The sequence below is a fragment of the Vibrio sp. 10N.286.51.E5 genome (assembly GCF_041469125.1).
Classification (GTDB): domain Bacteria; phylum Pseudomonadota; class Gammaproteobacteria; order Enterobacterales; family Vibrionaceae; genus Vibrio; species Vibrio crassostreae_C.
Window position 1 is genome coordinate 36,325 of record NZ_JBFRJZ010000028.1, and the last position, 13,356, is coordinate 49,680.

15 protein-coding genes are annotated in these 13,356 nt (G+C 44.6%); 9 read left to right on the top strand and 6 right to left on the bottom strand.

The window, feature by feature from the left end:
* Positions 1–150 precede the first annotated feature (150 nt).
* Both AB4161_RS11105 and zapG read right to left on the bottom strand, forming a co-directional pair.
* Entirely contained in the window at positions 151–1,506 is a 1,356-nt protein-coding gene (locus AB4161_RS11105; RefSeq protein WP_017061431.1) for a Do family serine endopeptidase, read from the bottom strand.
* 126 nt (positions 1,507–1,632) lie between these two features.
* Complete coding sequence (gene zapG, locus AB4161_RS11110; protein WP_017061432.1) at positions 1,633–2,088, bottom strand: Z-ring associated protein ZapG; 456 nt, start codon at positions 2,086–2,088, stop codon at positions 1,633–1,635.
* 219 nt (positions 2,089–2,307) lie between these two features.
* Here zapG and zapE point away from each other — a divergent pair, with 219 nt between their 5' ends.
* The 8 genes from zapE to sspB all read left to right on the top strand — a co-directional run bounded on the left by zapE (position 2,308) and on the right by sspB (position 8,647).
* The gene (gene zapE, locus AB4161_RS11115; RefSeq protein ID WP_372083347.1) at positions 2,308–3,411 is read left to right on the top strand and encodes a cell division protein ZapE; all 1,104 of its coding nucleotides are present in this window, start codon (positions 2,308–2,310) and stop codon (positions 3,409–3,411) included.
* A 247-nt stretch (positions 3,412–3,658) separates the two neighbouring features.
* A complete protein-coding gene (gene rplM, locus AB4161_RS11120; protein ID WP_010434689.1) occupies positions 3,659–4,087 on the top strand; it encodes a 50S ribosomal protein L13 in 429 nt (142 codons plus the stop codon).
* 13 nt (positions 4,088–4,100) lie between these two features.
* Positions 4,101–4,493 (top strand): 30S ribosomal protein S9, encoded by a 393-nt coding sequence (gene rpsI / locus AB4161_RS11125; protein WP_004740758.1) that lies wholly within the window; start codon positions 4,101–4,103, stop codon positions 4,491–4,493.
* A gap of 330 nt (positions 4,494–4,823) precedes the next feature.
* A complete protein-coding gene (gene petA, locus AB4161_RS11130) occupies positions 4,824–5,414 on the top strand; it encodes a ubiquinol-cytochrome c reductase iron-sulfur subunit (RefSeq protein WP_017061434.1) in 591 nt (196 codons plus the stop codon).
* Complete coding sequence (locus AB4161_RS11135) at positions 5,414–6,679, top strand: cytochrome bc complex cytochrome b subunit (protein ID WP_017061435.1); 1,266 nt, start codon at positions 5,414–5,416, stop codon at positions 6,677–6,679. The genes petA and AB4161_RS11135 overlap by 1 nt, the downstream gene beginning before the upstream one ends.
* On the top strand, positions 6,676–7,413 hold the full coding sequence (locus AB4161_RS11140; protein ID WP_048614931.1) for a cytochrome c1: 738 nt from the start codon (positions 6,676–6,678) through the stop codon (positions 7,411–7,413). Before AB4161_RS11135 ends, AB4161_RS11140 begins: the two co-directional genes overlap by 4 nt.
* Before the next feature lie 97 nt (positions 7,414–7,510).
* The gene (gene sspA / locus AB4161_RS11145; protein WP_009848943.1) at positions 7,511–8,146 is read left to right on the top strand and encodes a stringent starvation protein SspA; all 636 of its coding nucleotides are present in this window, start codon (positions 7,511–7,513) and stop codon (positions 8,144–8,146) included.
* A gap of 6 nt (positions 8,147–8,152) precedes the next feature.
* Positions 8,153–8,647, top strand: a complete 495-nt coding sequence (gene sspB / locus AB4161_RS11150; protein ID WP_017072808.1) for a ClpXP protease specificity-enhancing factor — start codon at positions 8,153–8,155, stop codon at positions 8,645–8,647.
* 254 nt (positions 8,648–8,901) lie between these two features.
* Here the strand turns inward: sspB and AB4161_RS11155 are convergent, their stop codons facing one another.
* The 4 genes from AB4161_RS11155 to AB4161_RS11170 are packed head-to-tail and all read right to left on the bottom strand — an operon-like array spanning position 8,902 to position 12,319.
* Complete coding sequence (locus AB4161_RS11155) at positions 8,902–9,507, bottom strand: BON domain-containing protein (RefSeq protein WP_017059276.1); 606 nt, start codon at positions 9,505–9,507, stop codon at positions 8,902–8,904.
* Between the two features lie 16 nt (positions 9,508–9,523).
* Entirely contained in the window at positions 9,524–10,114 is a 591-nt protein-coding gene (locus AB4161_RS11160; RefSeq protein WP_372083348.1) for a phosphoheptose isomerase, read from the bottom strand.
* Between the two features lie 2 nt (positions 10,115–10,116).
* Positions 10,117–10,515: a YraN family protein gene (locus AB4161_RS11165; protein ID WP_372083355.1), complete on the bottom strand. Its 399-nt coding sequence runs from the start codon at positions 10,513–10,515 to the stop codon at positions 10,117–10,119.
* Positions 10,502–12,319 carry a penicillin-binding protein activator gene (locus tag AB4161_RS11170; RefSeq protein WP_372083349.1) on the bottom strand — a complete coding sequence of 606 codons (1,818 nt, stop codon included), beginning with the start codon at positions 12,317–12,319 and terminating at the stop codon, positions 10,502–10,504. Before AB4161_RS11170 ends, AB4161_RS11165 begins: the two co-directional genes overlap by 14 nt.
* A gap of 61 nt (positions 12,320–12,380) precedes the next feature.
* On the opposite strand from AB4161_RS11170, the gene rsmI reads away from it, so the two are divergent.
* Entirely contained in the window at positions 12,381–13,247 is an 867-nt protein-coding gene (gene rsmI / locus AB4161_RS11175; RefSeq protein WP_171732329.1) for a 16S rRNA (cytidine(1402)-2'-O)-methyltransferase, read from the top strand.
* The last annotated feature ends 109 nt before the right edge of the window (positions 13,248–13,356 follow it).

The window sequence follows — 13,356 nt, forward strand, 5'->3', positions numbered from 1 at the left end:
CTTCAACAAGTAAGGTGTGAAGCCTCCATCAATGGATGACTGATTTGATTACAAGTGAAGCATAGCATTTTGATTGATCTAAAGAAAAGGGAGACTGAGTAAGTTTAAAGCAAACTTACTGAGCCTCCCTGTAATTGCGCTGACGTAAGACTATCGAATCACAAGATAGATAGTTCGGTCGCCTCGCTGGATATTAAGCGCTAGTACACCAGGTTGTTTTTCAAGAATCTCTCTAAACTCAGCAAGGTTCTTAACGGGCTGGCGGTTTACTCCGATGATGATGTCATCTTTCAGGAGTTGATAGGCTTCGGCTGGTGAACCTTGAGCAACATTCGATACCTTGACGCCCGTTGCAGAGTCACTCTCTGTTGTGTTGGTTAACTCAGCACCAGCTAGTCCTTCATGGAGCTTCTCAGCTTGTGTTTTATTATTGGTGGATTCACCAAGCGTCACATCAAAGGTTTTGCTCTTACCGTCACGAACCACACCCAGTTCAATCTGCTTACCAGCGCCGAGTGTTGCGACCTTAGCTCTTAACTCGCTGAAGGTATCAATGCGTTTGCCATTAATAGAGACAATAATATCGCCCGCTTTCAGTCCTGCTTTATCGGCTGCGCTGTCAGGGACGATTTGGCTAACAAAGGCGCCCTTGCTTGATTCATAACCGAGTGCTTCTGCCAATTCAGAGGTCACTTCTCCGCCTTGAACGCCAAGCATGCCGCGTTTTACTTCACCGAAGTCGAGAATTTGTTCTGTCAGGTTTGTCATCATATTAGAAGGGATTGCAAAGCCGATACCGACATTACCTCCGTTAGGGCCAAGAATGGCGGTGTTGATACCAATTAGCTCACCGTTAAGGTTCACTAGCGCACCACCAGAGTTGCCGCTGTTGATTGCTGCATCGGTTTGAATGAAGTTTTCAAAGTTTTCTAGATTCAGGCCGCTACGGCCGAGTGCAGAAACAATACCGGATGTCACGGTTTGCCCAAGTCCGAATGGGTTACCGATCGCGACACTAAAATCACCAACTCTTAGTTTGTCTGAGTCTGCGACTTTTATCTGGGTCAGGTTTTTGGCTTCTTCTAATTTTAGCAGTGCGATATCAGACATCTGGTCGCCGCCGATTAGCTCAGCATCGTACTCTCGACCATCATGCAGTTTTACTTTGATATCGTCCGCACCATTAATGACATGGTAATTGGTCACGATATGACCTTTCTCGGCGTCAATGATGACACCAGAGCCTAATCCGCGGAAGGGACGCTCTCGTGTTTGTTCTGGACCAAAAAAGAATTGAAATTGTTCAGGGATTTGCTGACGTTGTACCTGTTTGCCTTCTACGGCAATACTAACCACAGCGGGGGTCACTTGTTCAAGCATAGGAGCAAGGCTCGGTAATTGTTCATTACCCACACTTAATGGCAGTGCGGCTGTTGCTTTAATGGGGGTGATGATTGAACTTAAGCTTAAAGTTAGCACTGATAAAGCAAGCAAAGGTTTTTTCATCATAAACTCCTCTCTAGTTAAGGTCTTAACCCTCTTATACGTTTAATAAGTATGATAAGTTTCAAATGACCTGAGTGAAAGTTATGACTCAAAAACCTTTGTAAAGTTCACAGAAGTGTTAAATGTTTACGATGCTTTTGCTGTAACAACATCGGGAGCATTCATGATTTCTTTCTTCTGCTCTGTAAATAAACCGGTTGCGCCATTAGCGTAATCTTTCGGTTGTTCCTCAAGTGTCGCCTCTTTTACTGAAGGCTTCTCTTGTGGCTTGTCCGAATGGGCAGCGGCTGTTTTCACAAACGGGTTATCTTGCTCTGGCAGGTTAGGAATCAGCTCTGAGCTTGTTTTTTCCATGTGTTGGTACAGTTTTGTGTAGTCTTTACCTAATGTGTCCAACATTTCTGCTGATTTCGCAAAGTGATCAGCCAGCTCTTGTCGCTGCTGCTCAAGGGCAAACTTTGCGCTATCCAATTCTTTCTGTACGTTCTTTTGTTTTTTGTATTCAGGTGTCATGAGACGAGAAATAGCGACCCCTAAAATAACTCCGACTAGTAAACCGGCAACGGCATACATCCAAGGCATAACAGCTCCTTATTATTGTTTTTTAACATGTTTGTTACTACTTAGTTACACGTGATACGGCTCCATGGTACTATGAGAAAGCCGCAGTATAAAGAGAAATGCGTGTGCGCTAGTTAGCAGTTTGATGCTGCATTATTCACCACATCACGTTATTCCTCGTACTGTTTGGGCCCATTTTTAGTTGTTGTCTGATATTGCTTTCATTGTGGAAATGTCGTCATGAATCCCATTAAAAAATACGAACAAGATATAAAAGAACATGGATTTCAAAGAGATCCAGCACAAGAGCAAGCCGTAAAATCTTTAGATGAACTCTTTCATCAATTTCAAGATTACATGAATACGCCCATTCCTCAACTGACTCGCTTCCAGAAATTACTAGGCAAAAAGCCAGAACTGCCACAACCACCGAAAGGTCTCTATTTTTGGGGTGGCGTAGGGCGAGGAAAAACGTACCTAATGGATACGTTCTATGATGCCTTACCGACCACTAAAAAAATGCGTGTTCACTTTCACCGCTTTATGTATCGAGTTCATGATGAGCTAAAGGCGCTAGGTAATGTGAGTGATCCATTGCCTTTAGTCGCAGACAAGTTGAAGGAAGAAGCGGACATTATCTGTTTCGACGAATTCTTTGTTTCAGACATCACCGATGCGATGATCCTAGGAACCTTGTTCCAAGAGTTATTCGCTCGAAACGCTATCTTGGTTGCGACCTCTAATATTCCACCTGCGGATCTGTATCGCAACGGGTTACAGCGAGCGCGTTTCTTACCTGCCATCAAGGTCATTCAAGACAACTGTCATATCCTTAATGTCGATAGTGGTATTGACTATCGTCTACGTACCTTAGAACAGGCTGAGATTTACCATTACCCGCTAGATAGCCAAGCGAATATTAATCTCGAAAAGTATTACGCTCAGCTCGTTGGTGAAGATAAAGAGAAGCTTAAGCAGATAGAGGTTAACCACCGTAAATTAGATGTAGTCGAAGCGAGTGATGGCGTACTGCATGGCACCTTTGCTCAGCTTTGTCAGTCGGCTCGTAGCCAGAACGACTATATTGAGTTGTCTCGGGTTTATCACACAGTTCTATTGGCGGATGTATTGCAAATGGGCGCGACTTCAGATGACGCTGCGAGGCGCTTCATTGCATTAGTTGATGAGTTCTACGAGCGCAATGTGAAGCTGATTATTTCAGCGGAAGTGGAGCTAGAAAAGCTATACACCCATGGTCAGCTAGAGTTTGAATTTAAACGTTGTCAGTCGCGTTTAATTGAAATGCAGAGCCATGAATATTTGGCAAAAGAACACTTAAGTTAGCTTTGATTATCTCGAATAAGAAATAGAATTAAAAAAATCGTGATTTTGTTCAAAAAGAGGTGATTTTTTCTTCGCTCTTCTCTATAATCCTGCGACCTACCGTTACTGCGGGCCTCTAGCGATGAGTAGAATCACGTTATGCCAAGAGTTTTCCAACACTCGAAGGGGTGATGAATGGTAACTCTTAGACAGTGGGAATACGCGAGTATTCCTTAAGTGTAAATTTTTTAAATAGGTAATTATTAGCATGAAAACTTTCGTTGCTAAACCAGAAACTGTAAAACGCGACTGGTATGTTGTAGACGCTGAAGGCAAAACTCTTGGCCGTCTAGCAAGTGAAATCGCTTCTCGCCTACGCGGCAAGCACAAAGCAGAATACACTCCTCACGTAGACACTGGTGATTACATCATCGTTGTTAACGCTGAGAAAGTTGCTGTAACTGGTAACAAAGCTAAGGGTAAGGTTTACTACCGTCACTCAGAGTTCCCAGGTGGTCTTAAAACTATCACTTTTGAAAAGCTAATTGCTAAGAAACCAGAAATGGTTCTAGAACTAGCAGTTAAAGGTATGCTTCCACGTGGTCCTCTAGGCCGCGCGATGTACCGTAAGCTTAAAGTGTACGCTGGTACTGAGCACAACCATGTTGCTCAACAGCCACAAGTACTAGACATCTAAGGGGATTATGAAAATGGCAGAGAATCAATACTACGGCACTGGTCGTCGCAAAAGCTCAGCAGCTCGTGTTTTCATCAAACCAGGCTCTGGTGAGATCGTAATCAACAAGCGTAGCCTTGATGTTTACTTCGGTCGTCCAACTTCTCGTATGGTTGTTAAGCAACCTCTTGAGCTAGTTGAACTAACTGAGAAACTTGACCTTTACATCACTGTTTCTGGTGGTGGTATTTCTGGTCAAGCTGGCGCAATCCGCCACGGTATCACTCGCGCTCTTATGGAGTACGATGAAACTCTACGTCCTGCTCTACGTGCAGCTGGCTACGTTACTCGTGACGCTCGTTGCGTTGAACGTAAGAAAGTTGGTCTACGTAAAGCACGTCGTAAACCTCAATTCTCTAAGCGTTAATTTTTCTTTACGAAAAAGTACACGCCCCCAGTTTTACGACTGGAATTGTGGTTCAAAGCTCGGCTATATGCCGGGCTTTTTGTTTTTATACCCCCTCTAAACGCTTTCCCTTCCTCGTTTTATTTCCAAATTCTTATATTTTGAAAGCTTTTGTAACCCAATGTGCGCTTTGCCTCATGATTGTTACAAAAAGGTAGCTTTATCTTGTCAAAAAGTAGGGTTTTATTTATCATTTGCCGTCAATAAATAGAACTAAATACATATTTTGTTAGCCATGCTCTTTAATCGGAATTATTTCAATCCACAAGGAGCAAATGGGAGAATGTTTGGATGAGCAACGCGCCTTTAAATAACGGTCGCAGGCGTTTCTTAACCGCAACAACAGCCGTTGTTGGTGGTTTAGGAGCAGCTGCTGTAGCCGTGCCTTTTATTAAATCATGGAATCCGAGTGCCAAGGCGAAAGCTGCGGGCGCGCCGGTGGAAGTGGAAGTCAGTAAGTTAGAACCGGGACAAATGGTTCGTGTCGAGTGGCAAGGTAAACCTGTATGGGTTGTACGCCGTGCTGAGTCGGTACTAGAAAACCTAAAATCGATCGGTGGTCAACTTCGTGACCCTCAATCTGAAGCTGAACAACAACCAGAATACGCACAGAACGAGTTCCGTTCAATTAAGCCGGAATTCTTCGTTGCTGTTGGTTTCTGTACGCACTTAGGTTGTTCTCCAACTTACCTGCCGGATTCTTTTGCAGAACAAGTTCAGGGTGTTAAGTCTGGTTTCTTCTGTCCTTGTCATGGTTCAAAGTTTGATATGGCAGGTCGAGTATTCCAAGGCGTACCAGCTCCATTGAATCTTGTTGTACCAAAGCATATGTATTTGAGTGACACTAAGATCATGATCGGTGTGGACGAGGGAGACGCGTAATGCAAGGATTGCTTGATTGGGTAGAGAAACGTCTACCCGCGATGAATGCGTATAAAAAGCATTTATCTGAATACCCAATGCCTAAGAACTTTAACTTTTGGTACCTTTTCGGTTCTTTGGCAATGTTGGTATTGGTTAACCAAATCCTTACGGGTATTTGGCTAACAATGAACTACGTACCGTCAGGTGAGGGTGCATTTGCTTCTGTTGAATACATCATGCGTGATGTGGAATACGGTTGGCTACTACGTTACATGCACTCAACAGGTGCTTCGGCATTCTTCGTTGTTATCTACCTGCACATGTTCCGTGGCCTAATCTATGGTTCTTACCAAAAGCCTCGTGAGCTACTTTGGATCTTCGGTATGTTGATCTTCTTAGTGCTTATGGCTGAGGCTTTCATGGGTTACCTACTACCATGGGGTCAAATGTCTTACTGGGGTGCTCAGGTAATCATTTCTCTGTTTGGTGCGATCCCTGTTATCGGTGATGACCTAACGCTTTGGATCCGTGGTGACTACATCATCTCTGGTGCAACGCTGAACCGTTTCTTCGCACTGCACGTTATCGCTCTACCAATTGTACTTCTGCTGCTTATCGTACTTCACGTACTAGCACTGCACGAAGTGGGTTCGAACAACCCAGACGGTATTGAGACGAAACTTCCTAAAGGCACAATGGGCGACGACTACAAAACGCAGTTCCCATTCCACAAGGATTACACTAAGAAATACGACATCATTGACTCTATTCCTTTCCACCCATACGGGACCGTGAAAGATATGGTTGGTGTGGCCGGTTTCCTATTCTTCTTCTGTTATGTGCTGTTCTTTAACCCAGAGATGGGTGGATTCTTCCTTGAGCCGCCAAACTTTGAAGCTGCTAACCCACTGAAAACACCAGAGCACATCGCTCCGGTATGGTACTTCACGCCGTTTTACGCAATTCTGCGTGCTGTTCCTGATAAGTTGCTAGGTGTTGTAGCAATGGGCGCATCTATTGTTGTGCTATTCCTACTACCATGGTTCGACCGTTGTAAAGTGCGTTCTTACCGTTACCGTAGCAAACTGCATTTGATTAATATCATCCAATTCACAATAAGCTTTATTGCGCTTGGTGTACTTGGTGCGCTTCCAGCAACGCCAACATACACGCTACTGGCTCAAATCTTTAGCTTAGGTTACTTCATGTTCTTCGTTCTACTGTGGTTCTACAGTAAAAATGAAGCGACGAAACCATTACCAGAAAGGGTGACATTCAAATGAAAAAGTGGATTGTAATTTTATTTGCTATGTTGCCGTCACTGGCGATGGCAGCGGGTGCAAACGTACCATTAGATAAAGCGAACAATGATTTAACAGACAAAGCTTCATTGCAAAATGGCGCTAAGATGTTCATGAACTACTGTTTTGCTTGTCACTCAACGCAGTACCAGCGCTATGAACGTGTTGCGAATGATTTAGAGATCCCAGTTGATCTTATGAAGGAAAATCTGATTTTCGACCCTGAAGCGAAAATCGGTGACCTGATGGTTAATGCTATGCCTTCTGATCAAGCGGCAAGTTGGTTTGGTGCTCCGCCACCAGACCTAACATTGGTTGCTCGTGTTCGTGGCGCTGACTGGCTGTACACTTACCTTCGTACTTTCTATGAAGATCCGTCTCGCCCATTTGGCGTGAACAACATTGTTTTCCCAAGCGTTGGTATGCCGCACGTTCTTGAAGAACTGCAAGGTATCCCAACACCTATCTACGATACTCATATGGTAGATGGCGAGGAAGTGACGGTTGTTGTTGGCACTGAGACTGACGGCTCTGGCGAATTAAGTGCTGGTGAATACGACGAAGCAGTTCGTGACCTTGTTAACTTTTTGGTTTACTCGGGCGACCCAGTTCAACTTGAGCGTCACGCTATGGGTTGGTGGGTAATGGCCTTCTTAGTAATCTTCACTATCATCGTGATTTTGCTGAAGAAAGAGTATTGGCGTGATGTGCACTAATTGTGCTATAATACCGTGCTAATTCCCAAATTATGTTAATGTTCAATGGAGGCTTTAGGCCTCCATTGTTTTTATTTAAAGTGTACTGGAGGGCTCCATGGCTGTAGCTGCCAATAAACGTTCTGTAATGACTCTTTTCTCAAGTGCTTCTGATATGTATAGCCATCAGGTGCGCATCGTTCTTGCTGAAAAAGGCGTAAGTGTTGAAGTTGAGTTGGTTGATGAAAAAAATCTACCAGCAGAGCTTGTTGAACTGAACCCGTACAAATCAGTACCTACTCTTGTTGATCGTGAGCTTGCTCTATATGACTCAAAGATCATCATGGAATACCTAGATGAGCGTTTTCCTCATCCACCGTTGATGCCTGTATACCCGGTTGCTCGTGGTAACAGCCGTCTAATGATGTACCGCATTGAGCGTAACTGGTATTCAGTTGCAGAGAAGATCGTTAAAGGCAACGCTGAAGAATCTGAAGCAGCTCGCGTTAAACTGCGCAACGACCTACTGACTCTTGCTCCTATCTTCGCTGAGTATGAATACTTCATGAGCGAAGAGTTTAGCCTAATTGATTGTTACCTAGCTCCGCTACTATGGCGTTTACCTGAGCTTGGTATCGAACTGATTGGTCCTGGTTCTAAAGAGCTTAAGATTTACATGAACCGCGTATTCGAACGTGATTCATTCCTAGCTTCTCTAACTGAAGCTGAGCGTGAGATGCGACTCGTTCGCTAAGCGTTTATGGATATTTCTAATATGACTCCACGCCGACCATACATGCTTCGTGCATTTTATGAATGGCTGGTTGATAACGAACTAACTCCACACCTTGTTGTTGAAGCAACATTACCGGGTGTGCGAGTTCCAGAAGAGTTTGTTCAAGATGGTCAGATCATTCTGAACATCGCGCCTCGTGCGGTTGGACAACTTGAACTGGGTAACGAAGCTGTGACGTTTAGTGCTCGCTTTAGTGGTCGTCCACACTCTGTGATCGTTCCGCTTTACGCAGTACAAGCGATTTATGCTCGTGAAAATGGTGCTGGTACCATGTTTGAACCTGAAGAGGCTTACATGGAAGCGTTTGAAGAAGGGATTGAAGAAAGTCCTTTTGAAGAACCAGAAAAAGGCCCATCTTTGAGCGTTGCAACGGCAGACGTAGATGCTGAAGAGCCTGACTCAGATCCTGAGCCACCTCGTCCAGCGAAAGGTCGCCCAAGCCTTCGTGTTATCAAATAACGTTAGTTATACCAATCACAGTAAGTAAGTGATCAGAAATAGCGCAGGAAAAAAGCTTGAGAGCAAGGCGGAATTTTTTGATAAGTAGTTATTCTACAATCAAAAATTCTAACGCAGTTATCGAGATTTTTAACAAGCTAGAATGATAGATTATTTACTACGATTGGTATTAGATAACGAACCAAATAAAAAAGCAGCGACTCGTCGCTGCTTTTTCTTTTCTGCTATATAGCATTCAATTGACTGGCTTAAGGCTAGTTAACAGCCGTCTCTTCTTCACCATATTCAAACGCTCGAATGACCTGTTTTACGCCAGAGATGTTACGAGCAACTTCTGTTGCGATATCGGCATGCTCTCGAGTCACGAGTCCAAGCAGGAATACTTCTGAATCCTCAGTAATCACTTTTACTTTGATGCCGTTAAGCTCAGCATTCGCAAGCAGAGCTGATTTCACTTTAGTGGTAATCCAGCTGTCTTTACTAATAGCACTTACAGACAAAGGTTCTTTCACTCGAACCTGATTGTGGATGCTCTCAACGCCAGCCACTTCTTTGGCTTGGTTTTCAAAAGCGCGACGTTCTGAATCTGTGGTTGCTTGTCCCATCAATACCACCGAACCTCGGTACGAGCTTGCGGTGACACGTACGTTGCCACGGAATGGTTGTTTATTGGTAATCGCTGCGACTTCAAATTCGATGTTGTTGTCGTTCCAAATCTCTTTGGTTGTTCGCGTATCCGTGACTAGGTTTGCAGTGGTTGCAGCACCAGCAATGAAAATGCCAGCACAACCAGACAGAGACAGTGTAAGTAGCGAAACACTAATCAGCTTAAACAGCCTCATAGAGGTTAATGATTTCATTGTGATGCTCCGTATATCACTCTTCGTGAGCAGGGAAGAGTACTTGATCGATTAGGTCACATAGGCAGTGTAGTGTCACCATGTGTACTTCATGAATGCGCGCTGTACGGTGTGAAGGGATACGAATCTCTACATCGTGTTCACCAAGCAAACCTGCCATCTCACCACCATCTTTACCGGTAAAGGCGATAATTGTCATGTCGCGAGTTACCGCCGCTTCCATTGCCTTGATGATGTTCTTGCTGTTACCACTAGTCGAGATAGCCAACAGGATATCGCCAGTTTGACCAAACGCACGTACCTGCTTAGAGAAGATCTCTTCATAGTGGTAGTCGTTAGCCACAGCCGTTAGCGTGGTGTTATCTGCTGTGAGTGCCATCGCTGGAAGGCTAGGGCGCTCTGTTTCAAATCGGTTGAGTAGGCACGATACAAATTGCTGAGAATTCGACGCCGAACCACCATTACCACAACAAAGAATTTTGTTTCCGTTAAGCAAGGTCGCAACCATTGCTTGAGCGGCATGCGTGATTGCGTCAGGCAGAGCTTCTGCAGCCGCAATTTGGATTTGAATACTTTCTGTGAAACTTTCTTTAATGCTGTCTAGCATGTTTATCCTTGGGTAATCGCGTTTTGAATCCAGTCGATAGTGTCATTCGGCCCTTCAATGGCAACAATATCAAACCTGAAATCTGTAGAGTGCACCGACAAGCCTTGCTGCATAAGCCAAACATTGGCTGTTTTGAGCAGTTTCTGTGACTTCTTGGCAGTCACCATTTCAGCGGCATGTCCGTAGCGGGTTTGCTTGCGGTATTTTACCTCAGCAAACACAACCGTATTGTTATGGCGCATTATAAGATCAATCTCGCCACATTTTGCTATGAAGTTTTCTTCTATTAACGATAAACCGTGGTTAATCAGATAAGATTTTGCCACGGCCTCGTATTTATCACCCACTTGTTTGTGGGTGATGGTTAGTTTGGATAGGAACTTTCGGCTAAAAAGCCCCATGCTCTGCCCAGCTGATTTCACGTTGAACCACACAGTTGTTATCGATGGTTAGCACACCCGTTTCACCTGGAATGCTGTAACCTTGCACGGCTTTCATCTGTGGCAGTGCATCCATTAGATAGTATGCATCCATTCCTAGTGCTTGCAGACGCTTTTGGCCGTTTGAGTGCGCAGGCCATAGGTCGTTGAGCTCTTTATTAAGCTCGTTTTTATTCTCAACTAATAGTGGGATATCGCTGTAGAACACACCGGTTAGGTCTTCATACTGCTTATCACCGCTGTTGCTGCGTGAGTTTGAGAATAGAGCTGGTTGGCTTGCATCTGGGTTGATTGCAACTTCAATGAAGGGCTTGATGAGCGTTAGCTCTGAGTTCTTAGCCACAATGTAGACAGAATCGATATCACGACGGCTGCGTGGCTCAGTTTCAAGGTCTAGGTTAAGTAGTCCATCCATTTGAGCGATACGCTGTTGGCTCTCTTGCAAGCCGAATACCTGATTCACATTGCGTTGTAGTTGGCGTTTGTCAGAGAACAAGCTGATAGCAACATCGTTGCTGCTGTATTTTTTCCACTCTTCTTTAAACGCTTGCTCAACTCGCTCACCTAAACGTCCTCTTGGCGCAAGGATAAGCGGGTACTTGTAGCCTTGAGCAAATAGGTGCTTCGCTGCCTGAGCGACTTCTTGCTCTGGCGATAGAGCGAGATAACAAATGTTAGTATCTGGTTCTAGTTGCGTTGGAATGTTCAGAGCTAAAGCTGGAATCGAGTTCTCGTGGTTTTTCTGCGCTTGCTGAAGTTTAGTTATGTTGCTCTTAATCAGCGGGCCAACGATGAAATCAACGTTGTTCTCTTCCAGTGTCGCTTTAATCTCAGCGGCACTTTGCACGTTGGTATCCATTACCGTCAGCGTTGCATCTTCTTCGCGCTCTTTGTCATTCATCATCGCAAAGATGAAGCCATCACGTACCAGTTGTGCTTGCTTGGCGTACTTACCGGTTAGAGGCAGTAATAGTGCAGTGCTGGTTGGCTTGCTGATCTCTAGTGCCAAGACGTCAGTGATCGCCTGAGGTGTGTATGTCGCTGCTGGGTGCTGAGGATTCTCTGCTAGCCAATCCGACAAGGTTTCCTGCAGGTTTGGAAGGTTTGAGTTCAGCGTCTTCATGTAAATCGCCAGCTGTAACCAACCTGCGAGAACGTCTTCTGTAGGCGACGTCTTAAGCTCCAGAATCTCATATTGAGAGTAGCTATTTAGGTTCTGCCAAATACGGTCAGCAGCTTGTTGTTGGAGCTCGTCGTCAGCGTCTAGATATTCTGAATAAAGAACTAACTCACGGCTTGCTTCAAAATACTCGCTTTGCATTTCAGAAATGTTCGCGCGTAGCTCGTGATAATCTTTCCACTGCTCGTTCGGAAGTTTCCACCAAGGCTGGAAGTTCAGTTGGCTATAAGCTTGTTCAGGCTGCGAGTTATTCACCAACAGTTGAGCGCGCGCTAATTGCCATTCCGCTTGTTGCGTTTCGCTCAGCTCTTGTTTTGCTAAGCGTTTAATCAGCAGAGTTGCTTGATCGGTTTTTCCAACTTGCACAGAAGCCTTAAGCGCCATGATTAACCAGTCGTTTTGTAGACTTCCTTTGCTACTATCCGCCTGCATCATGTAACTTTCAGTTGATTGCGCTGGATCTAGTGTAATATCAACGCTCGTTGGTGCTTGAGGACCTGAAGAACAAGCCGCCAATGTAATTGCTAATGCAATTGGAGTTAGTAAGCGTGGTACACTGAGTCTCTTATGGTTCATCGTTGCCATGAGTTCTTTAAATTCCGTATAAATTTGTATCTATATTAATCGTTGAAGTGATGGTAAACAAATGACAGATAACAAAACCTTGCTCACAGAGAGCCCAACTCTCTACATTGTGCCAACCCCAATCGGAAATTTGGGAGATATCACTCAAAGAGCAATTGAAATTTTATCAAGTGTCGATGTTATTGCAGCCGAAGACACACGCCACACGGGTAAGCTGCTTGCTCACTTCAATATATCAACCAGAACGTTCGCTTTACATGATCATAATGAACAAACTAAAGCGCAAGTTCTAGTCGAAAGGTTATTAGAAGGTCAGTCTATCGCATTAGTCTCTGATGCGGGTACACCTTTAATCAGTGACCCAGGTTACCATCTTGTCTCACAATGTCGTCAAGCGGGTGTGAGAGTTGTGCCACTTCCTGGTGCTTGTGCAGTGATTACGGCATTGAGTGCGTCTGGTTTACCGTCTGATCGTTTCAGCTTTGAAGGCTTTTTGCCGCCAAAGAGCAAAGGTCGTAAAGATAAGTTCCTAGAGATCGCGAAAGCAGAGCGCACGTGTATCTTCTACGAATCACCACATCGAATCTCAGATTCTCTACAAGATATGCTTGAGATCTTAGGCCCAGACCGTGAAGTTGTCTTGGCACGTGAGCTGACTAAGACATTCGAAACAATTCAAGGATTGCCACTGGGTGAGTTGATTGAGTGGATTGAAGAAGATTCGAACCGTAAACGCGGTGAGATGGTGTTACTGATTCACGGCCACCGTGAAGAAGCGAGCACAGAACTGCCAGACGAAGCGACTCGCACACTAGGCATTCTAACCAAAGAGCTGCCTCTTAAAAAAGCGGCGGCGATGACGGCAGAAATCTACAATCTGAAAAAGAACGCGTTATACAAATGGGGCCTAGAGCATCTAGACCACTAGAAACCTCTTTATAGAGTAGCTAACCTGTATTGAAAAGCTTGTGAGGAGTGATGGTATTGCCGTTATTCCTCTTTTTTTGTCTGAATTGTGTAAAATTCACGCAGTTGCT